This window comes from Herbihabitans rhizosphaerae, assembly GCF_004216555.1.
GTDB classification, from domain to species: Bacteria; Actinomycetota; Actinomycetes; order Mycobacteriales; family Pseudonocardiaceae; genus Herbihabitans; species Herbihabitans rhizosphaerae.
In genome coordinates, this window is record NZ_SGWQ01000006.1 from 139,386 (window position 1) to 164,208 (window position 24,823).

Below are 24,823 nucleotides of genomic sequence, written 5' to 3' on the forward strand. Positions count from 1 at the left end.
CCCGAACGAAGTGCGGTGATCACGTGAGTTCCACCCCCGCCGATCCCGGCCGCCGATCCCTGGCCCGGATCGTGTCCGCCAGCCTCATCGGCACGACCATCGAGTGGTACGACTTCTTTCTCTTCTCCTCGGCCGCGGCATTGGTGTTCAACACGCAGTTCTTCCCGACCGCCGACCCGCTCAACGGCACGCTGTTGGCATTCACGACATATGCCATCGGATTCGCCGCGCGCCCGATCGGCGGGCTGATCTTCGGGCATTTCGGGGACAAGATCGGCCGCAAGAAACTGCTCGTGATCAGCCTGCTGCTGATGGGCGGCGCCACGTTCGCCATGGGCCTGCTGCCCACCTACGCGCAGATCGGCGTCGGCGCGCCATTGCTGCTGACATTCCTGCGACTCGTGCAGGGATTCGCGCTGGGCGGCGAATGGGGCGGGGCGGTGCTGCTCGTGTCCGAACACGGCGGGGCGCGGCGGCGCGGATTCTGGGCGTCCTGGCCACAATGCGGCGCGCCCGGCGGAAACCTGCTGGCCACCGCGGTACTGGCGATCCTCGCCGCGGTGCAGACCGACGCGGCGTTCCTGTCCTGGGGCTGGCGGATCCCGTTCCTGCTGTCCGGCGTGCTCGTGATCATCGGCCTGTGGATCCGGCTCGCGGTCTCCGAGTCGCCGGTGTTCCTGGAGGCGGCGCGCAAGGCCGAAGAACGTGGCACGCAAGAGAAAGCGCCGATCGTGCAGGTGTTCCGGCACTCCTGGCGGCAGGTGCTGATCGCGATGGGCGCGCGGATGGCGGAGAACGTGTCGTACTACGTGATCACCGCGTTCATCCTGGTGTACATCACCGAGGTGCTGAAGCTGCCGAAGTCGGTCGGGCTGAACGCGGTGCTGATCGGCTCGGCGATCCACTTCGTCACGATTCCCTTGTGGGGCTTGCTGTCCGACGTGATCGGCCGGCGCGCGGTGTACCTGTTCGGCGCGGTCGGCATGGCCGGCTGGGGCTTCGTGTTCTTCACCATGCTGGACACCAGGTCGTTCGGCGTGATGGCGTTCGCGGTGACCGTCGGACTGGTGCTGCACGGCGCGATGTACGGACCGCAGGCGGCGTTCTTCTCCGAGTTGTTCGGCACTCGGGTGCGCTATTCGGGCGCGTCGGTCGGCTATCAGTTGGCCTCGATCGCGGCCGGCGCGGTGGCCCCGCTGATCGCCGTGGCGCTGCTGCGCGCGTGGGACAGCACGCTGCCGGTGTCGCTGTACCTGGCCGCGATGTGCGTGATCACCGTGGTCGCGATCGTCGTGGCGAAGGAGACCAGGGGCGCCTCGCTCGACGAGGAGCCGGCCGTACCGGAGAGCGCCGAGGTTCGTGCGGCGGAGGTTCGAGTGACAACATGATCGGCGTGGACGCGCTGTCCGATGCGGTGCGCCGGCTGCTCGACCTGCTCGTGGACGACGCGAGCGGTGAGCAGTTGGCGCACGTCGCCGTGGCCGCGCGGACGGCGGGCCTGGCCCCGGAGGCGCTGGCCAGCCTGGACGCGGTGACCGAACTGGCGCTGCGGATCCGGCACACGCTGGCCGAGCACCGGCGGCGCGAGGCGGAGCTGACGGCGCTGTTCGACACCGCCCGCGACCTGTCCAAGCTGCGCGACCTGGACGAGGTGCTGCGCTCGATCGTGCGCCGGGCGCGGACGCTGCTGCACGTCGATCTGTCCTATCTCAGCCTGAACGACGAGCGGGCCGGCACGACGTACATGCGGGTCACCGACGGTTCGGTGTCCTCGCTGCTGCCGAAGCTGCGGCTCGGGCACGGTGAGGGTCTGGGCGGGCTGGTGGCCCAGACCGCGCTCCCCTACGCCACGCCCGACTACCCGTCCGACACCCGGTTCCAGCACACCACGCCGATCGACGGCGCGGTGCGCGCGGAGGGCATGATCGGCATCCTCGGTGTGCCGCTTTCCTTGGGCGGCAAGGTGATCGGCGTGCTGTTCGCCGCCGACCGGGCGCGCCGGGAGTTCACCGCCGAGGAGATCGCGCTGCTGTCCTCGCTGGCCGACCACGCCGCGATCGCCATCGACAACGCGCAACTGCTGGACGAGACGCGGCGGGCCAACCAGCAGCTGCGGCGAGCCGAGGACGCGCACGACCGGCTGATGGAACTGGTGCTGCGCGGCGGTGATCTCGCCGAGCTGGCCGCCGAGGTGGCGGCGATGCTGGACGGCGGCATCGCGCTGTTCGACGCCGGCGGCGAGGAGCTGGCCAGGGTGGACACGCCGCCGCTGGCGCCACCCGACGCGTCGGTCCGCTCCGGTGGGCGCACGGTCCGGTCCGGCGACGAGTGGGTGTGCGCGTTGCTGGCCGGGCCCGAGCTGCTGGGCAGTCTGGTGCTCACCGGGCGGGCTTCGCTGGGCGACGCGGACCGTCGGCTGTTCGAGCGAGCCGGCGTGGTGGCCGCGCTGCTGGTGCTGCTGCGCCGGTCGGTGGCCAAGGCCGAGGAGGAGGTGCGCGGCGAGCTGCTGACCGATCTGCTCACCGCGCCGTCCCGCAACAGGGCGGCGCTGCTGGCCCGGGGGCGGCGGCTGGGCATCGACCTCGCCGCGCCGCATCTGGTGCTGGTGGTGCACGCGGACGGGATCTCCCGGCGGCGGCTGGCCATGGCGTGCCGGCCGTACGCCACGCTGGCCGGGCTGCACGCCGAGCAGGTGGTGCTGCTGGTGGCGGACGGCTCACCCCGGCTCGCGGCGAAGCTCGCCGGCGAGGTCGGCGCCGCGGTGGACGCGCCGATCACCGTCGGGGCGGCCGGGCCGGCACGCGGACCGGAGGCGCTCTCGGGTGCGGCGGCCGAGGCGGCGCGCTGTGTGCGGACGCTGCTGGCGCTCGGCCGGGCCGGGCAGGGTGCGTCGCCGGCCGACCTCGGGTTCGTCGGGCAGCTGATCGGCGACCGCACCGATCTGCGCGGCTACGTGCGCGCCACGCTCGGGCCGGTGTTGGACTACGACGAGCGGCGCGGCACCGATCTGGTCGGCACGCTGCGCGCGTACTTCGCGTGCGGCCGGAACCTGACGCGCGCCAAGGACGATCTGCACGTGCACGTGAATACGGTGGTGCAGCGGCTGGAGCGGATCGGCTCGCTGCTCGGCGAGGACTGGCAGACACCCGAGCGCGCGCTGGAGATCCAGGTGGCGCTGCGGCTGCACCAGCTCAACGCCGGTTGACCGTCAGCGCAGCCACGCCGCCAGCTCGGTGAACGCGGCCCGGAACCACGGCGCCATCGGGGTCAGCCGGTCGGGATACTGGTCGACCAGGCCGTCGACGTGGTTGCCGCCCTCGACGCGGTGGTACCGGTGCAGCCGGACGCGACCGGCGTCGCGCACGAGACCGGCGTACGCGTCGCCGTTGTGGCCGATCGGCAGCAGCGTGTCCAGCGTGCCGTGCAGGGAGATCAGCGGTTTGCCGATGCGCCCGGTCAGCTCGAGCTTCCGCACGGTGTCGCGCACGGAGTCCGGCCGGCTCGCGTAGTCGTAGTGCGCGTCGTCGCCGTCGTAGTCCGGGTCCAGCTCGGAGCGGTAGATCCGCTGGGTGAGTTCCCAGTACACGCGATGGTGGTAGTCCCAGAGGAACTCCGAGCCCGGCGCGAACCCGGCGTCGATCATGTCCCGGTGCGCGCCGGCCGGGTAGGCGCGCAGGGCGGTCGGCAGGAACGTGAGCGGGTTCGGTCCGTCGGCCCGCCACAGGGTGCCCTCCCAGTCGACGCCGCCGTCGAACAGCCACGGGTTGCGCTCCAGCTGCCAGCGCACCAGGTAGCCGCCGTTGGAGACGCCGGCCGCGATCGTGCGGCTCGGCGGGCGGCCGAACCGTTGTGCCACAACGGTTTTCGCGGCGATCGCGAGTTGGGTGACCCGGTGGTGCCACTCCGAGATCGCGTCACCGGGACGCCGGCCGTCGAGGTGGAACTCGGCGCCGGTGTTGCCCTTGTCGGTCGCGGCGAACGCGTAGCCGCGCGCCAGCACGTCGTCGGCGATCGCCCGGTCGTTGGCGTACTGGCGGCGATTGCCCGGAGCGCCGGACACGACCAGGCCGCCGTTCCACCGGTCCGGCAGCCGGATCACGAACTGCGCGTCGTGGTTCCAGCCGTTGTTGGTGTTGGTGGTCGACGAGTCCGGGAAGTACCCGTCGATCTGGATGCCGGGCACGCCGCGCGGCTGGGACAGTCCGGCGTGGGTGAGCCCGGCCCAGTCCGCGACCACGGTGTGGCCGGAGGCGACGGTGCCCGCCGTGGTCAGCTCGTCCAGACGGGCGACGCGCTGGTGCTCGGCACCCGGCACGTGCGGCCGCTCCATCCGTCCACTGTAGACATCCGCCTCCGAGTGTCCACTGTGGACAGTTGTCTCCAGGACAACGGCGAGTACCAGAGCACGGGTGATCATGCGCCGACCGTAGGTACCGCACGCCGGCCGCGACCATGCGTGCGATCACCACAATCCGGGCGCGCACTGTGGCGGCGCGCACCGTCCCGGCGGCGAGCCGCGCCACCTACCGTCGAGAGATCGGAGTGACGTGGACCACACAATGAGGTGACGCATGTCCCGCTTGTTCGCCGCCCTGCTCGCATTCGCCGCCCTGCTCGCCGGTGCCACCCCGGCGTCAGCCGCGACCATCACGCCGGTACCCGACTTCGGCGCGAACCCCGGCAACCTGGCGATGTTCCGCTACGTGCCGGACGGGCTGCCCGCCGGCCGGCCGATCGTGGTCGCCCTGCACGGCTGCACGCAGAACGCGTCCGGCTACGGCACCGGAGCCGGCTGGACCCAACTCGCCGACCGGCACCGGTTCGCGGTCGTGCTGCCCGAACAGCGCACGGGCAACAACGCCAACCGGTGCTTCAACTGGTTCGAGCGCGGCGACACCACGCGTGGGCAGGGCGAGGCGGAGTCGATCAACCAGATGGTGCGGCACACGATCGCCGCGACCAGTGCGGACGCTCAGCGGATCTACGTCACCGGACTGTCCGCCGGCGGCGCGATGACCGCCGCGATGCTCGCCACCTACCCGGACCTGTTCGCCGGCGGCGGCGTGGTCGCCGGCATCGCCTACCGGTGTGCCGCCACCATGATCGACGCGTTCAGCTGTATGAATCCAGGCCGCGACCAGACGCCCGCGCGCCTCGGCGACGCCGTCCGCGCGGCCAGTTCACACGGCGGACCGTGGCCGGTGGTGAGCGTCTGGCAGGGCAGCACCGACTCCACCGTCGTGCCGGCCAACGCCACCGAACTGGTCGAGCAGTGGACGAACGTGCACGGCATCAGCCCCGAGCCGACCCGCACCGACACGGTCGCCGGCTACCCGCACGCGGTGTACGAATCCGGCGGCGCGCCGGTCGTCGAGAGCTACACGATCACCGGCATGGCACACGGTCAGCCGGTCGACCCGGGCACCGCGGACGGGCAGTGCGGCCAGGCCGGCGCGTACCTGCTCGACGTGAACATCTGCGCCGCGTGGCACATGTCCGGCGCGTGGCGGCTGGCTGGCTAGATACAGGCGCGGCGCAGCGTGTCGAGACGCTCCACCTTGTCCTTGGACCACTGCACGGCGTTGGACGGCTTGAACTCGCCGACCTTGGTCGCCATGTCGTTCAGCGCGTCCTTGACCGTGGTGTCGGCGGTCTTCTGGGCCAGGTTGCCCAGTTCCTCGGAGCGCTTCTTCGCCTCCTCGGCCGCCTTCTCCGGGTTGGAGAGATCGGGCTCGAACCCGGCGAGCTTGAGCGCGTCGACGCACACCGAGCCCTTGTCCACCGCCCCCGACACGGCGTTCGACGCCTCCGATGCCGCATCGCACCCGCTCACCGCGACCAGCACCAGAAACCCCAACGCGACAACAGTTTTACGCATGTCCTCCCCTTCACCGACCACGACAACCATGTTACGCAGCTCACCTGTCAGCGATCATGTACCAAGCGTAGCGTCGTTAGTGGGGCTAACGATCAGTCACGGTACCGATCATTGGGGAGGCGGTCGTGAGCGGGAACCCGAATCTCGACGCACAGCACACGGAGACCCCCGGCCAACTGCCGGAGATCGCCGAGGCCATGCAGAATCCCGAGCTGGGGCTGGCCGAGGTCGTGGCGACGGTGATGGACGGCTACGCCGACCGTCCGGCGGTGGGTGATCGCGTGACCGAGAAGGTCACCGATCCGGCGACCGGGCGGACCACGCTTCGGCTGCTCCCCCAGTTCGACACGCTCACCTACCGCGAGGTCTGGCGACACGCTGGCGCGATCGCGTCGGCGTGGCAACACGATCCGGACCGGCCGCTGCGCGCCGGCGACTTCGTCTGCACCCTCGGCTTCACCAGCAGCGACTGCGCGACGGTCGACCTGGCGGCGCTGCGCCTCGGCGCGGTGGCCGTGCCGCTGCAGGCCGGTGCCAGCGCGTCGGCACTGCGGCCGATCCTCGCCGAGACCGCCCCCAAGGCCGTGGCGTCGAGCATCGAGTTGCTGGACACCGTGGTCGACGCCGTGCTCGCCGAGTCCGCGCCACCCTGGCTGATCGTGTTCGACTACCACCCCGACATCGACGATCAGCGCGAACGGTTCGAGGCGGCGGCACGGCGGCTGGCCGAGGCCGGCGCACCCACCGTGCTGGAGCCGCTGGCCGAGGTGATCAGCCGGGGCGAGACGCTGGGCCCCGCCCCGCTGAATGTCCCGGCGCCGGACGAGAACCCGCTGTCGTTGTTGATCTACACCTCCGGCAGTACCGGCACGCCCAAGGGTGCGATGTACACCCAGAGCATGGTCCGCGGCATGTGGCGCGGCGACCCCGACGACGACCGGCCGGCGGTGACGCTGAACTTCATGCCGATGAGCCACATCGCCGGGCGGGTGGCCCTGATCGGCACGCTGGTCCGCGGCGGCCTGTGCTGTTTCACCGCCAGCAGTGACATGTCCACGCTGTTGGAGGACTACTCGCTGGTGCGCCCGACCGAGCTGATGGTCGTGCCGCGGGTGTGCGAGCTGGTGCACGAACGGTTCCGCGCCGAGGTCGACCGGCGGGCGATCGACTCCGCCGACGACACCGCGATCGAGGAGGCCGTGCGGGCCGAACTGCGCGAGCAGGTGTTCGGCGGGCGGGTGCAGGTGGTCATGTGCGGCTCCGCGCCGCTGGCGCCGGAGATCGCCGAGTTCATGCGGACCTGCCTGCGGGTGCCGGTGTTCAACGGCTACGGCGCCACCGAGGCCGGCGGGATCGTCACGATCAACGGGCAGGTACAGCGTCCGCCGGTGATCGACTACAAGCTGGCCGACGTGCCGGAACTCGGGTACTACCGGACCGACTCGCCGCATCCGCGCGGTGAACTGCTGATCAAGACCAAGCAGCTGTTCCCCGGGTACTACCGGCGCCCGGAGATCACCGCCGAGATGTTCGACGAGGACGGCTTCTACCGCACCGGCGACATCATGGCCGAGGTCGAACCGGATCATCTGGAGTACGTCGACCGGACCAAGAACGTGCTGAAGCTGTCCCAGGGCGAGTTCGTGACGGTCGCCGCGGTGCAGTCGGTGCTCACCCAGGCGCCGCTGGTGCGGCAGATCTTCGTGTACGGCAACAGCGAGCGGTCCTACCTGCTCGCGGTCGTGGTGCCGACACCGGACGCGGTCGAGCGCAACGCGGGCTCGGAGCCCGCGCTCCGGGCGGCGATCGCCGAATCGCTGCGGCGCAGGGCGCGCGATGCCGGGCTCGCCTCCTACGAGGTGCCGCGCGACTTCCTGATCGAGACCGAGCCGTTCACGCAGGCCAACGGGCTGCTCTCGGACGTCGGCAAGACTTTGGCGCCACGGCTGCGGGAGCGGTACGGCGAGCGCCTCGAACAGCTCTACGCCGAGCTGGCCGCCGGGCAGGACGCACAGCTCAGCGAGCTGCGCCGGACCGGGCGCGACCGGCCGGTGCTGGAGACGATCGGCAAGGCCGCGCAGGCGCTGCTCGGGTGCGCCGGCACCGACGTGCGGCCGGACGCGCACTTCACCGACCTCGGCGGCGACTCGCTGTCCGCGCTGACGATCTCCACCCTGCTGGAGGAGATCTTCGGCGTACCGGTGCCGGTCGGGGTGGTCACCAGCCCGGCGACCGACCTGCGCGCGCTGGCCGCCTACGTCGAGGCGGAGCGCGCCTCCACGGCCACGCGCCCGACGTTCGCCACCGTGCACGGCGCGAACGCCACCGAGGTGCGCGCCACCGAACTCACCCTGGACAGGTTCCTCGACGCGGACACCCTCGCCGCCACGCGAGACCTGCCGCCCGCGGCCGAGACGGCGAACACCGTGCTGCTCACCGGATCCACCGGCTACCTGGGCCGGTTCCTCTGCCTGGAGTGGATGCGGCGGCTGGACGAGCGCGGCGGCCGCGTGATCGCGGTGGTGCGCGGCCGGGACGCCGAGTCGGCCCGCGAGCGGCTGGACGCGGCGTTCGACAGCGGCGACGAGGAACTGGCGCGCCGGTACGCCAAGCTCGCCGCGGACACCCTGGAGGTGCTGCCCGGCGACATCGGCGAGCCGCGGTTCGGCCTGGACGAGCAGACCTGGAACCGCCTGGCCACCGAGGTCGACCTGATCGTGCACCCGGCGGCGCTGGTGAACCACGTGCTGCCGTACGACCAGTTGTTCGGCCCGAACGTCGCCGGCACCGCCGAGGTGATCCGCCTCGCGCTGACCTCGCGGCTCAAGCCGGTGACCTACCTGTCCACCGTGGGCGTCGCCGGGCAGGCCTCGGCGTCGGCGCTGGACGAGGACGCCGACATCCGGGCGACCAACCCGGTGCGGCGCGTCGACGACAGCTACGCCAGCGGGTACGGCACCAGCAAGTGGGCCGGCGAGGTGCTGCTGCGCGAGGCGCACGACCTGTGCGCGCTCCCGGTCGCGGTGTTCCGGTCCGACATGATCCTGGCGCACAGTGCCTACACCGGACAGTTGAACCTGCCGGACATGTTCACCCGCCTGCTGTTCAGCCTGGCCGTCACCGGGATCGCGCCGTACTCGTTCTACCTCTCCGGCGCCGGCGAGCCACGCCCGCGAGCGCACTACGACGGCCTGCCGGTCGACTTCACCGCCGCGGCGGTCACCGAGCTCGGCGAGCGCGCCACGACCGGGTTCGCCACCTACAACACGGTGAACCCGCACGACGACGGCGTCTCACTGGACGTGGTGGTCGACTGGCTGACCGAAGCGGGGCGGCCGATCGAGCGGATCGACGACTACGCCGACTGGTTCGTCCGGCTGGAGACCGCACTGCGTGGGCTGCCGGAGAACCGCAGGCAGTACACGCTGCTGCCGCTGCTGCACGCGTACGCGGCGCCGGACCTCCCGATACCCGGATCGGTCATCCCGGCCACGCGTTTCCGCGCGGCGGTGCGATCGGCCGGCATCGGAACCGACGGCGACATCCCACACCTGTCGGCGGAGCTGATCGCCAAGTACGTCTCGGACCTCACCCACCTGCGCGTGCTGTGAACGCCCTCAGCCGTCGTTGTGCTCGACGAAGCAGTCGGGCCCGGGGACCACGAGCCCTTCGTGTCCGTCGGAGAAGCGAACCAGGTATGGCGGCGTGCCGTCCTGCCCGCGCACCTCGATGATCTCCCCCTCCTGCTCGGGGTTGCCGACATTGCGGCCCTGTACATGCAGCTTGTCGCCCACGCTCGCTCGCACTGCTGACCACCTCCGTTCGTCACCCAGGGTAGGGCCGAACGGCGATGTGAGACAGCCCGCGATCCGGGTGACGCCGTCATCCACTCATGGTGACCGCCCCTCAGCTTCCACAGCTCGGCGGGCGCTGACGCGGCACGGGGTGACTCCACTGCGGGCTTCCGGGCACCCGCCCGTCCGCCGGGCGCCGCTGCGCGGGGACCCACACCTCGTGCGAAAACCTCGGCAGCTGATGGCGAACGGCGCGCCGTCGAGCGACATCGTCACGCAAGGCTGACCACCTCCCAAAGTCGATCGAACATCTGTTCGAATACTACCTCAGGATCGGCCGCCGATGTCAACCGATTCGGAGCGTCAGGACGGCTTGCTCGCGAGCAGCGCGTACATCAGCGGAATGCGCGGCTCGCCGTCCGGCAGCCGGAACCAGCCGCCGTCCGCGGGGACCATCGAGGACCACCTCGGCCACGGCAGCCGCTCGCTCTCCCGCAGCCGCTCGATCCGCAGGCCGGCGTCCACCAGCGCAGTGGTGATCTCCCCGATCCCGTGCATCCACTCGTAGGCCACCCGCGCGTCGGCCAGCGGCGGCCCGTCGGTGTAGGTGTAGGTCGCGTCCCGCTCCAGCGCGCCGCGCCCGCCGAGAAAGTCGTTGCGCAGCAACAGATCCTGGCTCCCGTCCGGCGGCGGCACCACGCCCAGCGCGTTCAGCAGCGGGTGGAACTCCACGACGTAGACCCGCCCGCCGGGACGCAGCAGACCGGCCACCACGCCGGCCCAGCGCGGCAGGTCGGGCAGGTAGCAGATCGCGCCCTTGCCGGTGTACACGATGTCGAACCGCTGGCCGCCGAGCACCTCGACCGCGTCGTGCACGTCGGCCCGCACGTACTCGATCTCGACGCCGGCTGCCTCCGCGATCCGCCGCGCCTGGCTCACCGACTCGCTGGAGATGTCCAGCCCGGTGGCCTTCGCGCCGCGGCCGGCCAGCACGATCGTCTCGGTGCCGAGGTGACACTGCAGGTGCGCGAGGTCCTTGCCGGCCAGGTCGCCGAGGTCGTCCCACTCGAAGTCGGCGAACCAGTCGTTCGGGTCACGGGTGCCGTCCAGCCCGTAGAACTGACTGTCGACGTGGATCGGGGTGCGCTGGTCCCAGTTCGCCTGATTCGCGGCGATCATCCTGCGGGTGTCGTCGTCGAGCGTCACGACACCATCCTGCCCGAACTTCGATGCACAGCGCGGGACTCACCGGTGCACAGCGCGGGACTCGCGCCACTAATGCGCGAAGTGGCGGGTGCCCGTGAGGTACAGCGCGACGCCGGCCGCGTCGGCGACGGCGATCGTGTCGGGGTCGCGCACCGAGCCGCCCGGCTGCACGATCGCCCGCACGCCGGCGTCGATCAGCACCTGCGGGCCGTCCGGGAACGGGAAGAACGCGTCCGACGCGGCCACCGATCCCTTCACCCGGTCGCCGGCCCGCCGCACCGCCAGCTTCGCGGCGTCCACCCGGTTCACCTGGCCCATGCCGACGCCGACCGTGGCGCCGTCGTGCGCGAGCAGGATCGCGTTGGACTTGACCGCGCGGCAGGCCCGCCACGCGAACGCCAGGTCGGCGAGCGTCTCGTCGTCGACCGCCGCGCCGGTGGCGAGCGTCCACTTGGCCGGGTCGTCGCCCTCGGCGTCGATCGCGTCCGCGGTCTGGATCAGCAGCCCACCGGACACCGCGCGCATCTCCACGTCCCCGCGCGCCGGCGGCTCGGCGATCAGGATGCGCACGTTCTTCTTGCGGGACAACACATCCACGGCACCGTCCGAATAGGACGGAGCGATGACCACCTCGGTGAAGACCTCCGCGACCTGCTCGGCCATGTCCACGGTGACCTCGCGGTTCGCGGCGATCACGCCACCGAACGCGCTGACCGGATCGCAGGCGTGCGCCTTGCGGTGTGCGTCCGCGATCGCCGCCGATTCGTCCAATGTGGACACCGCGATGCCGCACGGGTTGGCGTGCTTGATGATCGCCACGCAGGGCAGCTCGTGATCGTGCGCGGCGCGCCAGGCGGCGTCGGAGTCGACGTAGTTGTTGTACGACATCTCCTTGCCGTGCACCTGTTCCGCGGTGGCCAGTCCGCGCCGGTGCGGATCGCCGCTCGTGTAGAGCGCGGCGCGCTGGTGCGGGTTCTCGCCGTAGCGCAGCACGTCGGCCCGCTGCCAGCTCGCGCCCACCCAGCGCGGGAAGCCGCCGGTCTGCGCGGCGTCCGCGTCGGGGGCCAGCACGCTGCCCATCCAGGACGCCACCGCGATGTCGTAGCTCGCGGTGTGCCGGTACGCGTCGGCGGCCAGCCGCTGCCGGTCGACCAGGGTGAAGCCGCCGTCGCGCACCTGCTCCAGCGCCCAGGTGTAGCGCGTCGGGTCCACCACGACCGCGACACTGGCGTGGTTCTTGGCGGCGGCGCGCACCATCGCCGGGCCGCCGATGTCGATCTGCTCGACGCACTCGTCCGGGCTCGCGCCGGAGGAGACCGTGGCGGTGAACGGGTACAGGTTGACCACGAGCAGGTCGAACGGCGCGATGTCGAGGTGCTCGAGCTGCGCGACGTGCTCGGGTTTGTTCATGTCGGCGAGCAGGCCGGCGTGCACCCGCGGGTGCAGCGTCTTCACCCGGCCGTCCAGCGACTCGGGGAAGCCGGTCACCTGCTCGACGGGCGTGACGGGCACACCGGCGTCGGCGATCACGCGCGCCGTGCCGCCGGTGGAGACGATCTGCACACCGGCCGCGTGCAGGCCGGTCGCGAGCTCCAGCAGCCCCGCCTTGTCCGAGACGCCGATCAGCGCCCGGCGCACCGGCCGGCGGCTGTCCACTTTGGACGTTGACTCGGTCACGGGATGCTCACCTTTCGTCCGTCCACTGTGTACCCATCGCGGGCGAGGGCGGCCACCACGTCGACCAGCAGCCGCCGCTCGACCACCTTGATCCGCTCGTGCAGCTTGTCCACGTCGTCGCCGGGTTCGACCGCGACCGGCTCCTGCGCCACGATCGGACCGGTGTCCACGCCGCCGTCCACCACGTGCACCGTGCTGCCGGTGACCTGCACGCCGTAGGCGACCGCGTCGTCCACCGCGTGCGCGCCGGGGAACGACGGCAGCAGCGCGGGGTGGGTGTTCAGCACGCGGTGCGCGAACCGGTCGAGGAACACCGGGCCGAGGATCTTCATGAAGCCGGCGGACACGACCAGGTCGGGGCGGTGCGCGGCGACGGCGTCGGTGAGCGCGGTGTCCCAGGCGGCACGGTCGGGGTGGTCGGCCAGGCGGACCGTGAACGCCGGGATGTCGGCGCGCTCGGCTCTGGCCAGCGCCTCGACGCCGGGCCGGTCGGTGCCGACGGCCACCACGGTCGCCGGGTACTCGGGTGTTTGCGCCGCGTCGAGAAGGGCCTGCAACAGGGTTCCCGATCCGGAAGCGAGGACGACAACCTTTGCCGGAATGGGCAATTCGAGCCGCAAAGGTTGCGGTGCTGCGGAATCGGACGCGCTCAGCTGACTCTCCTGCGGTCTCCCGGTCTCGGGCACCGCCAGCCTATGTCGTGGCTAGTCGATCTTGCTGGGCGGGCCGGTCAGGTCCTCGTCGGTGTCCTCGTCCTCCTCGGACTCGTCGTCGACCGTCTCGATGTCGTCAACGGAATCGTCGTCGGTGCCGTCGTCATCGGCCGGCTCCTCCTCGGCATCCTCGGTCTCGTCCGGCTCCTCGCCCTCGGCGTCGGTGTCGTCCTCGGGGTCGTCCTCGGCGTCGGCGTCCTCTTCATCGGAATCACCGTCGGTGTCGTCCGCATCGTCGTGCGCGTCAACGACTTCCTCGTCATCGGTGGCATCGTCCACATCGGACTCGACTACCCGCGCCGGCCGCTCGCCGGCGAACCACGCCACCAGTCCACCCGGGATCAGGATCCACGCGGCCATCAGCACCGACAACAGCGGCGCGCGCATCTCGACCGGGTCGAACATGCCCGAACCGAGCCGACCGCCCGCCGCCGCACCCACCACGGCGGACCCCATCGCGACCACCATCGCCGCGACCGCGACCGACCGCAGCCGGCGAATCGGCCGCTCGTCCACATCGCGCAGCAGCCAGCCGATCACCGCACCGATCACCAGCGGCACCGCGAGCAGCGCCGGCCACCACGCCGCACGCTCCTCCGGCAACGCGGCCAGCAGCGGCACCGCCGGCACCGGTCCGCCGGTGAAGTCCAGCGGGCCGATCTCCACCGCGCCGATCGAGAACCCCGGACCCGCGAGGAACGACGTGCCGGCCACCACCGCGTTCGGCAGGTAGGCGACACACAACAGCAGCATGCCCAGCCCGCTGCCGGCCCCCGGCGCGTGCGCGGCGAACAGGCCGCGGGCCGTGCCGAACGACGCGATGAGGCCGATCACCACCACCAGCGCACCCGCCGCGACCAGCACGGCAGCGCCGAGCGCACCCGCGCGCAACCCGATCAGCGCGATGTTGTCCGCCCTGGCCGCCACCATGTCGAGCAGTCGGCACCGGCGGGCCACGCCGATCGTCGCCGCGAGCCCGGACACCAGCGCCGGGTAGTACGCGGCACTCAGGATCGAGGCGGTCGCCTCGGGCGCCGAGGTCACCGTGGCCAGCACCACGCCGAACACCGCGTGGGCGCCCATCGCGGTGAACACGATCGGGCCGGCCTGGGTCGGGTGATCCAGCCCGAGCCGGTGCGCCGCCCCCGCCGCTGTCTTGGCGACCAGCACCAGCACGCCGATCGTGGGCAGCAGCGGCAGAAAGCCCAACTCCGCCGGACCGATCCGCAACGGCACCTGATGCACCGCGAGCCAGCTCGGCGCGGCCGCACTGAGCACTCCCGCCGTCGAGAACTGGGCTTGTGACGCCGCGGCCGTGACCAGTGCGGCGATCGCGGCCACCCCGGCGTACCCGGTGATCAACGGACCGAGCGCGACGACCGCCAGCACCCGCAGCCGGTGAAGCAGGAACGCCGCGGTCCCCTCCTCGGGAAGCGCGGCATCGACAGCGGGAAACAGCGGCATCTGACTCACTGTCGCATCTTGATCGGCATGATCACGTCAGGCACGCCGCGTGCGCCTATCAGGTGAAACGGTTCACACGACCGTCCACATGCGACGGCGGGGTGGCACCGGAACCCGGTGCCACCCCGCCGTGATGCTGTGCGTCAGCTCTGCGGGTAACCGCCAGGAGGCGTGCCCGGCGCGCCACCCGGCTGCTGGCCGGGCTGCTGTCCGAACTGGCCCTGCTGCGGCGCGAACTGCGTCTGCTGGCCCGGCTGCTGGCCCGGCTGGGGGAAACCGCCGGACGGCGGGCCGAACCCACCGGGCTGCTGGCCGTACGGCTGCTGCCGCTGGCCGGGAGCCGGCGCCTTGATGATGCCGGCGTCGAACAGGAACGCGACCACGGCCGCGCCGAGCTGCAGGATGCCGAAGATCAGGATCATGATCGCGCCGGCGCCGAAACCGGCCTGGTCGGGGAAGTCGGCGGAGAACATGGTGAACAGCAGCCCGAACACCGCGCCCAACGACAGCACGGCGGGCACGCCGGGGCTCGGCTTCTGCTTACCGGGCAGCACGATCAACGCGGAGATCAGGCCGGCAACGAAGCAAGCGACGGGTATCCAGCTCAAACCGGCGGAACCGCCCTGACTCACCTCGTAGAAGCCGACGCCATCGCGCCCTTCGACGGAGATCGCCGGGGCAAATCCGAGGAACACGATCACCAGGCCGAGGCCGGCGGTAACCAGGAACAAGATCTGCGGGAGGCCGAGCTTGAGGCCGCCGCCACCCTGGGAAGGGGGTCCGTAACCGGGGCCCTGCTGTGGCTGTTGCGGGCCCTGGCCAGGGAAACCGCCACCCTGTGCGCCGCTCGGGAAGGTCATCGCGTGCTCTCCTCAGCTTTTCTCGCCGCGATCAAGAAGGAAACGCTCGTGGGCAGCAAACGCTAGCCCATCCTGTGAAGTGGACGCCTGGCGGCACCCGGGGGTTCCGCCAGGTGACCCGAAGAAAGTCGTGGGGCCGGACGCTACACCCGCGTCCGGCCCCACAGTGGCAGAAACTCGCGTGTCAGCCGGCCTTCTCGACCAGCTCCCGAGCCAGTGCCGCGGTCTCGCTCGGGGTCTTGCCGACCTTGACGCCGGCGGCCTCGAGCGCCTCCTTCTTGGCGGCGGCGGTACCGGACGAACCGGACACGATCGCGCCGGCGTGGCCCATCGTCTTGCCCTCGGGCGCGGTGAAGCCCGCGACGTAGCCGACGACCGGCTTGGTCACGTTCTTCTGGATGTAGTCGGCCGCCCGCTCCTCGGCGTCGCCGCCGATCTCGCCGATCATCACGATCAGCTCGGTGTCCGGGTCGGCCTCGAACGCCTCGAGCGCGTCGATGTGCGTGGTGCCGATGACCGGGTCACCGCCGATGCCGACCGCGGAGGAGAAGCCGATGTCGCGCAGCTCGAACATCATCTGGTAGGTCAGCGTGCCGGACTTGGACACCAGGCCGATCTTGCCGGGGCCGGTGATGTTCGCCGGGATGATGCCGGCGTTGGACTTGCCGGGGCTGATCAGACCGGGGCAGTTCGGGCCGATGATCCGGGTCTTGTTGCCGGTGGCGACAGCGTGCGCCCAGAAGTAGGCCGAGTCGTGCACCGGGATGCCCTCGGTGATCACCACGGCCAGGCCGATCTGCGCGTCGATCGCCTCGATCACCGCGTCCTTGGCGAACTTCGGCGGAACGAAGATCACCGAAACGTCGGCGCCCGTCTTGTCCATCGCCTCGGCCACGGAGGCGAACACCGGGAGCTTCGCGCCCTCGATCTCGACCTCGGTGCCGGCCTTGCGCGGGTTCACGCCGCCGACGATGTTGGTGCCCGACTTGAGCATCCGCGCGGTGTGCTTGGTGCCCTCGGAGCCGGTCATGCCCTGGACGATGACCTTGCTGTTCTCATTCAGGAAAATGGCCATTGGTCACGCCCCCGCAGCAGCGAGCTCGGCGGCCTTGTCGGCCGCGTTGTCCATGGTGTCGACCACTGTCACCAGCGGGTGGTTCGCCTCGGCCAGGATGCGGCGGCCCTCTTCGACGTTGTTGCCGTCGAGGCGGACGACCAGCGGCTTGGTGGCCTCGTCGCCCAGCTTGCCCAGCGCGCCGACGATGCCGTTGGCGACCTCGTCGCACGCGGTGATACCGCCGAAGACGTTCACGAACACCGACTTGACGTCCGGGTCGCCCAGGATGATGTGCAGGCCGTTGGCCATGACCTCGGCCGACGCGCCGCCGCCGATGTCCAGGAAGTTGGCCGGCTTCACGCCGCTGTGCTTCTCACCGGCGTAGGCCACGACGTCCAGCGTGGACATCACGAGGCCGGCGCCGTTGCCGATGATGCCGACCTGGCCGTCCAGCTTGACGTAGTTGAGGTCCTTCTCCTTGGCTGCGGCCTCCAGCGGGTCCTCGGCGGCCTTGTCGACCAGCTTCGCGTGCTCCGGCTGGCGGAAGTCGGCGTTCTCGTCGAGCGTGACCTTGCCGTCCAGCGCGACGACCTTGTCCTGCGGGTCGCGCACCAGCGGGTTGACCTCGACCAGCGTCGCGTCCTCGGAGACGAAGGTCTCCCACAGCTTCACCACGACGTCGGCGGCGTCCTCGATGATCGCGTCAGGGAAGTTGCCCTGCTTGAGGATCTCCAGCGCCTTGGCCTTGTCGACACCCGCGATGGGGTCGACCGGCACCTTGGCCAGCGCGTCGGGGCGGTCCACCGCGAGCTGCTCGATCTCCATGCCGCCCTCGGCGGAGGCCATCGCCAGGAAGGTGCGGTTGGTGCGGTCGAGCAGGAAGGAGAAGTAGTACTCCTCGGCGATGTCGGACGCCAGGGTCACCAACACCTTGCGGGTGATGTGCCCCTTGATGGCCAGGCCCAGGATCGCCTCGGCCTTGGTCTTGGCGTCGTCCGGGTTGTCGGCGAGCTTCACACCGCCGGCCTTGCCGCGCCCGCCGGTCTTCACCTGCGCCTTGATGACGACGGTCTGGCCGATCTCCTCCGCGATGGCGCGGGCCGCATCGGCCGTGTCGGCCACGTCGCCCGGCAGCACCGGGACTCCGTGGGCGGCGAAGAGCTCCTTCGCCTGGTACTCGTACAGGTCCACCTGGCAGTCTCCTGATCAGGGCGTCTTCGAATGCTGTCGGACGTCGGTTGACCCTAGCGAGGAGGCCTCGCCGGTACCGCATCGCACCCTCGTGAGGTCAGTCACCGACCCAGCCGTTCGCTGATACGGCCGAGCGTTTCATCCGGATCGCCGGTGGTCACGTCGATCACCGCGACGTCGTCGGCGTCCTGATCGGCGAGCAGCGTCACAACGGACTCGGCGGCGATCTCGGGCACGGCGAGCGCGATCGCGTGCACGTCCTCCTGCAGCGCGGTCCGCACGACGTGCTCCGCGGTGGTGTGGCCGCGCGTGTAGACGACCTCGTGGCCGGCGTCGCGCAGCGCCCTGGCCACCGCGACGGCGGGACCGTCGTCGTCGGCCGGGGCGGCGAGCAGGATCCGGGCGATGGTCATTCGCCGTTGTCCTCTGCGTCGGCGGTCCGCCGCTTGGTCAGCGCGATGACCGCGGCGATCACCAGCGCGCCGGCGCAGGCGGCGGACAGCCAGGTGCCGGTGCCCGGGGTCGCGCCGGCCACCCGGCCCGAGGTGAGCGTCGGTTCGAGCGCGCGCACGGCCACCACGGTGGCGGCGCCGAGCAGCAGCGCGGCGGCCCGCGGCGGGCGCGAGGCCAGCGCCAGCACCGCGGCGGCGATCACCGCGGCGAGTGCGACGAGCAGGCCCCAGGACGCGAGCCGGAAGTTCGACCACAGGCCGGGCGGCGTGTAGCCGGCGGCGCGGAGGATCGGTGCGCCGAACGCGCCGACGGCGAGCACCACCGCGGCGGTGACCGGGGTGATCAGCGTGCCGTTGACCGCGCGGTCGGACACGTCCACGTCGTCGCGCTCGGCTCCGCCGGCCAGCGCGCCACAGCACGCGGTGGCGGCGGCGAGCAGGAGGGCGCCGGCGGTCAGCAAGGTGCCGGATCCCGGGCGGACCACGTCGCTGGTGCCCAGGGCGGTGAGCGAGGTGTCGAGCGCGCTGGCGCCGGCGAGTACGACCGCGGCCGATGCGACGACCAGTGCCGGCCGCACGATCGGCGCCCACTTCACGCCCATCTGGCTCAGCCCGAGCAGCCCGACGACCACGCCGGCCGGCACCAGGAGCCGGCTGGAGTAGTTCACCGGCAGCTCGATGCCGGCGTCGGCGACCAGCAGTCGCGAGCGGGCGGCGGCCAGCGATGCGGCACCGGTCAGCAGGCCGAGCAGGGACATGGTCTGGTGCAGCCGGGCGGAGTCCAGCGTGACGGGCCGGCTCGGCGCGCCGTCGGACTCGCCGGCCGGTTCGACGCGCAACTGCCGCCAGGCCAGCGCCAGCAGCGCGAGCGCGGCGACGAGTGCGGCGACCGGCCCCCAGGCGACGTGCAGCCATCGGGTGGTGGTCGCGGCGACGACCGCCGGCAGGGCGATCGCCAGGACGGCGACGGCGGTGCCGATCAGCACGCCGGCCGAGAGGCCGGGCCGTGGCGCGCTCGCGGCCATGGCGGCGCCGGCGAGCACCGCCGCGGCGGCGAGCAGGGTGCCCACGGTGGCCAGCGCCGGGCCGCCGAGCACCCCGGTGCCGACGACGAAGGCGTTGTCGGACCCGAACGGCGCGGTCACCAGGCCCAGTGCGGCCACGCCCGCGGCGGCGAGCGCCCAGCCGGCGACCGGGCGGCGGTCGGCCATGGCATCGGCGCGGCTGGCGTCGTCGAACTCCTCCGCGTAGGGCGAGCCCGGCGCGCTGCCGGCCCGGCCAGCCGCGAGCAATCCGGCGACGAGAGCCGCCACGTGGCCGGCGATCAGCAGCCAGGGCCCGACGCCGGGCGGCGGCTTGGCGACGTCGGTGATGGCGAACAGCTCCGGACGGGCGGCCAGCAGCGGGTCGACGACGATCTGCAGGTCGATCAGTGCGCGGCCGGCGGCGAGGAGCGCGGCGCCGATCAGCACGCCGGCGGCGGCGACCGCTCGGCGGAGCACCGTCAGCGCGGCGGCGGCGATGATCGGCAGCAGGGCCAGCACGACCAGGAGCGGTGCGCTGGCGAACGACGGGGGCGACTTCGTGCGGTCGACGCCGATGATCGCGCCGGCCGAGACGAACAGCGCTCCGGCGGCGGCGACGGCCAGGGCGATCCGGAGGCGCGGCGGCATCGACTGCCAACCGATGCCGTCCGACTGCCGGATGGGCAGCGCCCCTTTCGTCCGCGGCGCCGACGTCGGGCGGGACGTCTTCGGCGGCGTTCGGGTCCGCGCTGTCATCGCGTCGACGCTAGCAAGGCCACGCCGCCACCCTTTCGGGCGACTCACCGCGCCCCGCACCCGCGAGTCCCGCGCCCCGCACCCGCGAGTCCCGCGCCCCGCACCCGCGAGTCCCGCGCCCCGCACCCGCGAGTCCCGCGCCCCGCACCCGCGAGTCCCGCGCTCCGCACGGCGAGTCCGCCTTCGGCACGGCAGTTTGCACGCTCAGGCGGCCAACCGTCCGCCAGGCGCCATTGGTCGCCTCGCTCGGCCGTGGTGGCCACGGCGTCGGCCGAGCCGCACCCTCGCGTCCGCCGCATACGGGTGCGCACCTCACCGCGAGCGGGGCGCGGACCCGCAACAGCCGCGCCGACCGCTGCCCGGCGCCTGAACATCCCAGGCCTGCGAGTCGATGCCGCGATCACCGCGAGATGGGTGCCGCAGGTGACGGGGTGCCAGCGACGGGCACGGCGGCAACCGAGCGGACGCGCGGGGCTCGCCGGGGCGATGCACCACCCGGCGAATCGCCGAGGAGTTCGATGCTCCGAGCGGTCCCGGCCCGAGGGGACGCGGCACGCTCGATCACGAGGGTTGAGGTACCGCGCGGCGAGGCGATGGGGACGGCGACGAGACTGGCACGGTCACGGGCCCGCCTGACCGGAGGTGGAACTCGCTCCACAGGGGCCGGACTCGCGGATCACTCAAGGCGCGGGGCGTAACACAGCTCACATTATTGGAGCAATCTAGTGCTCACTTTGTGTCATTTCCGCAGGGTTTGGACGCGCGCTCGCCGCCCGATCGGCAGACACGCGTCACGGAGGTTGCCCTGAACGGTTTCCCTTGGTTACTGTCCCCCGGTCCGTTGTCACAGTCCGATCACGAATAGGACGGAGCCGGCAACCCCGACGCCGGCTCACCGGGATCCCCCGCCCGGGTCCACGCCAGAGCTCGTCCCCGCGAGCCGAGGTATCGGATTGGATTCCCCGAAGACGGAAGGTCACACGTTGGCTCGTCACCGTGGGTCTGGTGATACCCAGTTCCCGGCACTTGATGAAGCGCTCGAGCGCGCCGAACTTCGTGTTCGCGGCGCTCACCGGCTGCCCCCGCCGCCCTCTGCTCTTCGTGGTCGTGTCGTTGTCGCAGCTGTCGCGGTCGGCGCTTTCGCCGCTGCCGCCGCCGGTCAGTCCCTCCAAGGTGATCGCGGTTCGTCCGAGGGTGTGACGCCCCTCGCCGACGGTCGTGACGCGGCCGCGATGATCGGAGTCGGTGGAGACGCCACCGTCGCCCCCGCGGCGCTCGCCGTCTCCAAGCGGACCGACGGTGCCGCCGAGGCCCGCAAGCTGGCCGAGAGCGAGCGGATCACCAGCGCGAAGACCGCCCGCGAGCAGGCCCGCCTGTCCGAGGCCGCGGCCGCGAGGGCCAAGGCCGAGGAGGAGGCCAAGCGGCCCAAGTTCGTCCGCCCCGCGGACGGCTCCTTCACGTCCGGCTTCGGCGCCCGATGGGGAACCACGCACTACGGCGTGGACATCGCCAACCGGATCGGCACCCCGATCAAGTCGGTCACCGACGGCGTGGTCATCGAGGCGGGACCGGCCAGCGGATTCGGCCTGTGGCTGCAGGTCCAGCACGCCGACGGCACGATCAGCGTCTACGGCCACATCGACTCGTACTCCGTGCGCGTCGGCCAGAAGGTGAAGGCCGGAGAGCAGATCGCCAGGATGGGCAACCGGGGTCAGTCCACCGGGCCGCACCTGCACTTCGAGATCTGGGACTCCAGCGGCAAGAAGGTCAACCCAATGCCGTGGCTCACCGCGCGCGGGATCGACCTCTGATCCGCTACTGGCCCCGCTGACCGTCGCCAGAGCCCTCGCCGGGTAGGCGCCGCACGAAGTAGGCGTGCGCGACCCGCCACACGGTGCACATCGCCGCGCGCCGCCCACGGCCGCGCCAGAAGTGCCGCCCGGCGGCACAACCGCCACAGTGCCCGCGCGCGCCCACCGGATGGTGGAGCTTGAGCAGCGCGCGCCAGGCGGCCACCATGCGCTGGGCGTCCGTACTGAGCGCGTTCGACGCCGAAGTGAGCTTGTCGACCGTGTCCAGATAGCCGACAACGCGTTCGGCGAGCACGCCGAACAAGATCTCGTCCACACCAAGCACCCCCTGCCTGGGCCACCCCCGACCCGGACGTCGTCCCGAGAACCGTCGCGGTCGGACGGTTCGAACGTGTGTTCGAAATCGAGATTACACCGGGGTCGGTGGGTGTCAAGCTGGGGAGGTCAGAGCTTGACCATCGGGACGCTGCCGATGAGCATCAGCCGGACGGTGCCGGCGGTGCCGAAGTCGATGGTGGCCGTCGCCCTCGGGCCGGTGCCGTCGGTCGCGACGACCGTGCCCATGCCGTACTTGTCGTGGTTGACGCGGTCTCCGGTCTCCAGGGCCATCGCCGGCATGTTCTGCCAGCCCTTGCCGCCCGGCGCCGGACGGGTCGACCCGCCGCCACCGCCGAAGCCCCGGCTGCCCCACGTCGTGCGCATGGCCGGCCCCGAGCGCCCGGACCCGGGCCCCCGGCCGGATCCGACCGGCTCCACCCGCCGCCAGTCGATCAGCTCGGCGGGGATCTCGTCCAGGAACCGGGACGCCGGGTTCATCATCGGCTGGCCCCACGCCGACCTGACCACCGCGCGCGACAGGTAGAGCTTGCGCCGCGCGCGGGTGATGCCCACGTAGGCGAGCCGGCGCTCCTCGGCCAGCTCCACCGGGTCGCCGAGCGCCCGGGTGTGCGGGAATATGCCGTCCTCCCAGCCGGTGCAGAACACCGCCGGGTACTCGAGCCCCTTGGCGGTGTGCAGGGTCATCAGGGTGACCACGCCGCTGGACTCGCCCTCGCCGTCCTCGTCCGCGTCCGGCACCTGGTCGGCGTCCGCGACCAGCGACACCCGCTCGAGGAACGCGGGCAGCGAGCCCGGCTCGACCAGCCCCTCCTCGGCCGTGTCCACCTCCGGCGGCGGCGCGGCGGCGGCCTGCTCGGCGAACTCGCGGGCGACCGTCACCAGCTCGGTCAGGTTCTCCAGCCTGGACGCGTCCTGCGGGTCGTCGCTCTCCTCGAGCTCGACGCGGTACCCGGTGCGCTCCATGATCGCCTCGAGGATCTCCGCCACCTCGGCACCCTGCTCGACCAGTTCGGCCAGCGAGTCCATCAGCTCGACGAACCGGGTGATCGCGTTGGCCGAGCGCGGGTTCAGCAGGTCGACCTTGCCGTTCACCGCGTCGCGCAGGGCCGAGGCGAACGTGATCCGCTCCCGCTCGGCGTGCGCGGACACGCAGGCCTCGGCGCGATCGCCGATGCCGCGCTTGGGCACGTTCAGGATCCGGCGCAGGCTGACCGTGTCGTCCGGGTTGGCCAGCGTGCGCAGGTAGGCCAGCATGTCGCGGACCTCGCGGCGCTCGTAGAACCGCACGCCGCCCACCACGCGGTAGGGCAGGCCGAGCCGGATGAAGATCTCCTCGAACACGCGGGACTGGTTGTTGGTCCGGTAGAACACCGCGATGTCGCTGTAGCGCAGGTCCCCGCTGTCGACTCCGTCGTCGACCAGGTTGTCGATCTCGTTGGCGACGAACGCCGCCTCGTCGTGCTCGTTGTCCCCGACGTAGCCGACGATCTTGTCGCCGTCCCCCGCGGAGGTCCACAGCCGCTTGTCCCGCCGGTTCGGGTTGCGCGAGATCACCGTGTTGGCGGCGGTCAGGATCGTCTGCGTGGACCGGTAGTTCTGCTCCAGCATGATCGTGGTGGCCTGCGGGTAGTCCCGCTCGAACTCCACGATGTTGCGGATCGTCGCGCCCCGGAACGCGTAGATCGACTGGTCGGCGTCGCCGACCACGCACAGCTCGCCGGGCGGGATGTCGTTCTCCCCGGTGCCGACCAGCTCGCGGACCAGCGCGTACTGCGCGTGGTTGGTGTCCTGGTACTCGTCGACCAGCACGTGCCGGAAGCGCCTGCGGTAGTACTCCGCCACGTCCGGGTAGTTCCGCAGCAGATCGACCGTGCGCATGATCAGGTCGTCGAAGTCCAGCGCGTTGGCCGTGCCGAGCCGCCGCTGGTAGGACTCGTACACCTCGGCGACCCGCCGCTCGAAGTCGTTGCCGGCGTCGGCGGCGGCCTGGTGCGGGTCGATCAGCTCGTTCTTCAGGTTCGAGATGGCGATCGCGAGGGTGCGCGCCGGGTACCGCTTCGGATCGAGATCAAGATCACGTGACACCAAGGTGATCAGTCGTCGCGAATCGTCAGCGTCGTAGATGGAGAAGCTGGAGGACATGTCCAGCGTCTTCGCGTCCCGCCGCATCACCCGCACGCACATCGAGTGGAACGTGGAGACCCACATCGAGCTGGCCCGCCGGCCGACCAGCTCGGCGACCCGCTCCTTCATCTCGGCGGCGGCCTTGTTGGTGAAGGTGATCGCCATGACCTGGCCGGGATGGACGTCGCGCTCACCGAGCAGATAGGCGATTCGCCTGGTCAGGACGCGTGTCTTGCCCGAACCCGCGCCCGCGACGACGAGCAGCGGCGATCCACTGTGCTCGACGGCGCGCCGCTGCGCGTCGTTGAGATCAGTGAGTAGATCGGCGCCACGGCGTCGCGGCTTCGGCTTGGTGCCGGCAGTGTCGGTGGGGAGTTCGAACAGAGCGCTCATCGTGGGCCAACGGTACCCGGGTGGACCGACGAGCCAGCGTCCGATCGCTCTGTGTCAGGGCGGCGTGTCAGGGAAATTCTCCG

The 24,823-nt window shown here is 71.4% G+C and carries 19 protein-coding genes; 5 read left to right on the forward strand and 14 right to left on the reverse strand.

From position 1 onward, the window contains the following. The first annotated feature begins 23 nt into the window (after positions 1 to 23). Together EV193_RS19080 and EV193_RS19085 are read left to right on the forward strand one after the other, a co-directional pair. Positions 24 to 1,388 carry an MFS transporter gene (locus EV193_RS19080; protein WP_130345540.1) on the forward strand — a complete coding sequence of 455 codons (1,365 nt, stop codon included), beginning with the start codon at positions 24 to 26 and terminating at the stop codon, positions 1,386 to 1,388. Then, complete coding sequence (locus EV193_RS19085; RefSeq protein ID WP_130345541.1) at positions 1,385 to 3,205, forward strand: helix-turn-helix domain-containing protein; 1,821 nt, start codon at positions 1,385 to 1,387, stop codon at positions 3,203 to 3,205. Before EV193_RS19080 ends, EV193_RS19085 begins: the two co-directional genes overlap by 4 nt. A gap of 3 nt (positions 3,206 to 3,208) precedes the next feature. On the opposite strand, the gene EV193_RS19090 is transcribed toward EV193_RS19085, so the two are convergent. Next, entirely contained in the window at positions 3,209 to 4,417 is a 1,209-nt protein-coding gene (locus tag EV193_RS19090; protein ID WP_207222712.1) for a 3-hydroxybutyrate oligomer hydrolase family protein, read from the reverse strand. Between the two features lie 154 nt (positions 4,418 to 4,571). Here EV193_RS19090 and EV193_RS19095 point away from each other — a divergent pair, with 154 nt between their 5' ends. After that, positions 4,572 to 5,522 carry an extracellular catalytic domain type 1 short-chain-length polyhydroxyalkanoate depolymerase gene (locus EV193_RS19095; RefSeq protein ID WP_130345542.1) on the forward strand — a complete coding sequence of 317 codons (951 nt, stop codon included), beginning with the start codon at positions 4,572 to 4,574 and terminating at the stop codon, positions 5,520 to 5,522. On the opposite strand, the gene EV193_RS33405 is transcribed toward EV193_RS19095, so the two are convergent. After that, entirely contained in the window at positions 5,519 to 5,878 is a 360-nt protein-coding gene (locus EV193_RS33405; protein ID WP_165401412.1) for a bacteriophage spanin2 family protein, read from the reverse strand. The two genes, EV193_RS19095 and EV193_RS33405, sit on opposite strands and share 4 nt — an antisense overlap. A 125-nt stretch (positions 5,879 to 6,003) precedes the next feature. Here EV193_RS33405 and car point away from each other — a divergent pair, with 125 nt between their 5' ends. Continuing rightward, complete coding sequence (gene car / locus EV193_RS19105) at positions 6,004 to 9,489, forward strand: carboxylic acid reductase (protein WP_242613500.1); 3,486 nt, start codon at positions 6,004 to 6,006, stop codon at positions 9,487 to 9,489. Positions 9,490 to 9,495: 6 nt separating this feature from the next. Here car and EV193_RS19110 read toward each other — a convergent pair whose 3' ends face one another. From EV193_RS19110 to EV193_RS19155, 10 genes are all read right to left on the reverse strand, one after another. After that, positions 9,496 to 9,684, reverse strand: coding sequence for a DUF1918 domain-containing protein (locus tag EV193_RS19110; protein WP_130345544.1), 189 nt, complete (start codon positions 9,682 to 9,684; stop codon positions 9,496 to 9,498). A 351-nt stretch (positions 9,685 to 10,035) separates the two neighbouring features. Beyond that, positions 10,036 to 10,878, reverse strand: coding sequence for a class I SAM-dependent methyltransferase (locus EV193_RS19115; RefSeq protein ID WP_207222713.1), 843 nt, complete (start codon positions 10,876 to 10,878; stop codon positions 10,036 to 10,038). 69 nt (positions 10,879 to 10,947) lie between these two features. Continuing rightward, positions 10,948 to 12,555: a bifunctional phosphoribosylaminoimidazolecarboxamide formyltransferase/IMP cyclohydrolase gene (gene purH, locus EV193_RS19120; protein WP_242613501.1), complete on the reverse strand. Its 1,608-nt coding sequence runs from the start codon at positions 12,553 to 12,555 to the stop codon at positions 10,948 to 10,950. Further along, the gene (gene purN, locus EV193_RS19125) at positions 12,552 to 13,175 is read right to left on the reverse strand and encodes a phosphoribosylglycinamide formyltransferase (protein WP_242613524.1); all 624 of its coding nucleotides are present in this window, start codon (positions 13,173 to 13,175) and stop codon (positions 12,552 to 12,554) included. Before purN ends, purH begins: the two co-directional genes overlap by 4 nt. 84 nt (positions 13,176 to 13,259) lie before the next feature. After that, complete coding sequence (locus EV193_RS19130) at positions 13,260 to 14,732, reverse strand: cell division protein PerM (RefSeq protein WP_242613525.1); 1,473 nt, start codon at positions 14,730 to 14,732, stop codon at positions 13,260 to 13,262. Between the two features lie 143 nt (positions 14,733 to 14,875). Next, a complete protein-coding gene (locus EV193_RS19135; RefSeq protein WP_130345546.1) occupies positions 14,876 to 15,592 on the reverse strand; it encodes a DUF5336 domain-containing protein in 717 nt (238 codons plus the stop codon). Positions 15,593 to 15,776: 184 nt separating this feature from the next. Beyond that, the gene (gene sucD, locus EV193_RS19140) at positions 15,777 to 16,667 is read right to left on the reverse strand and encodes a succinate--CoA ligase subunit alpha (protein ID WP_130345547.1); all 891 of its coding nucleotides are present in this window, start codon (positions 16,665 to 16,667) and stop codon (positions 15,777 to 15,779) included. A 3-nt stretch (positions 16,668 to 16,670) separates the two neighbouring features. After that, positions 16,671 to 17,840 carry an ADP-forming succinate--CoA ligase subunit beta gene (sucC, locus tag EV193_RS19145; protein ID WP_130345548.1) on the reverse strand — a complete coding sequence of 390 codons (1,170 nt, stop codon included), beginning with the start codon at positions 17,838 to 17,840 and terminating at the stop codon, positions 16,671 to 16,673. A 101-nt stretch (positions 17,841 to 17,941) separates the two neighbouring features. After that, positions 17,942 to 18,253: a hypothetical protein gene (locus EV193_RS19150; RefSeq protein WP_130345549.1), complete on the reverse strand. Its 312-nt coding sequence runs from the start codon at positions 18,251 to 18,253 to the stop codon at positions 17,942 to 17,944. Beyond that, positions 18,250 to 20,073: a hypothetical protein gene (locus tag EV193_RS19155; RefSeq protein ID WP_130345550.1), complete on the reverse strand. Its 1,824-nt coding sequence runs from the start codon at positions 20,071 to 20,073 to the stop codon at positions 18,250 to 18,252. The genes EV193_RS19150 and EV193_RS19155 overlap by 4 nt, the downstream gene beginning before the upstream one ends. A 1,196-nt stretch (positions 20,074 to 21,269) precedes the next feature. Here EV193_RS19155 and EV193_RS19160 point away from each other — a divergent pair. Further along, positions 21,270 to 21,884, forward strand: coding sequence for a M23 family metallopeptidase (locus tag EV193_RS19160; protein ID WP_341273175.1), 615 nt, complete (start codon positions 21,270 to 21,272; stop codon positions 21,882 to 21,884). Positions 21,885 to 21,888: 4 nt separating this feature from the next. Here the strand turns inward: EV193_RS19160 and EV193_RS19165 are convergent, their stop codons facing one another. Beyond that, the gene (locus EV193_RS19165; protein WP_130345552.1) at positions 21,889 to 22,200 is read right to left on the reverse strand and encodes a hypothetical protein; all 312 of its coding nucleotides are present in this window, start codon (positions 22,198 to 22,200) and stop codon (positions 21,889 to 21,891) included. 128 nt (positions 22,201 to 22,328) lie between these two features. Next, on the reverse strand, positions 22,329 to 24,740 hold the full coding sequence (gene pcrA, locus EV193_RS19170; RefSeq protein WP_130345553.1) for a DNA helicase PcrA: 2,412 nt from the start codon (positions 24,738 to 24,740) through the stop codon (positions 22,329 to 22,331). Between the last annotated feature and the right edge of the window lie 83 nt (positions 24,741 to 24,823).

Excerpts from the sequence above, each read along its gene's own strand:
- EV193_RS19150 (WP_130345549.1), bottom strand. The coding sequence starts at position 18,253 with ATGACCATCGCCCGGATCCTGCTCGCCGCCCCGGCCGACGACGACGGT.
- EV193_RS19085 (WP_130345541.1), top strand. The coding sequence starts at position 1,385 with ATGATCGGCGTGGACGCGCTGTCCGATGCGGTGCGCCGGCTGCTCGAC.
- EV193_RS19155 (WP_130345550.1), bottom strand. The coding sequence starts at position 20,073 with ATGACAGCGCGGACCCGAACGCCGCCGAAGACGTCCCGCCCGACGTCG.
- EV193_RS19130 (WP_242613525.1), bottom strand. The coding sequence starts at position 14,732 with ATGCCGCTGTTTCCCGCTGTCGATGCCGCGCTTCCCGAGGAGGGGACC.
- pcrA (WP_130345553.1), bottom strand. The coding sequence starts at position 24,740 with ATGAGCGCTCTGTTCGAACTCCCCACCGACACTGCCGGCACCAAGCCG.
- EV193_RS19095 (WP_130345542.1), top strand. The coding sequence starts at position 4,572 with ATGTCCCGCTTGTTCGCCGCCCTGCTCGCATTCGCCGCCCTGCTCGCC.
- EV193_RS19090 (WP_207222712.1), bottom strand. The coding sequence starts at position 4,417 with ATGATCACCCGTGCTCTGGTACTCGCCGTTGTCCTGGAGACAACTGTC.
- EV193_RS19135 (WP_130345546.1), bottom strand. The coding sequence starts at position 15,592 with ATGACCTTCCCGAGCGGCGCACAGGGTGGCGGTTTCCCTGGCCAGGGC.
- sucD (WP_130345547.1), bottom strand. The coding sequence starts at position 16,667 with ATGGCCATTTTCCTGAATGAGAACAGCAAGGTCATCGTCCAGGGCATG.
- EV193_RS33405 (WP_165401412.1), bottom strand. The coding sequence starts at position 5,878 with ATGCGTAAAACTGTTGTCGCGTTGGGGTTTCTGGTGCTGGTCGCGGTG.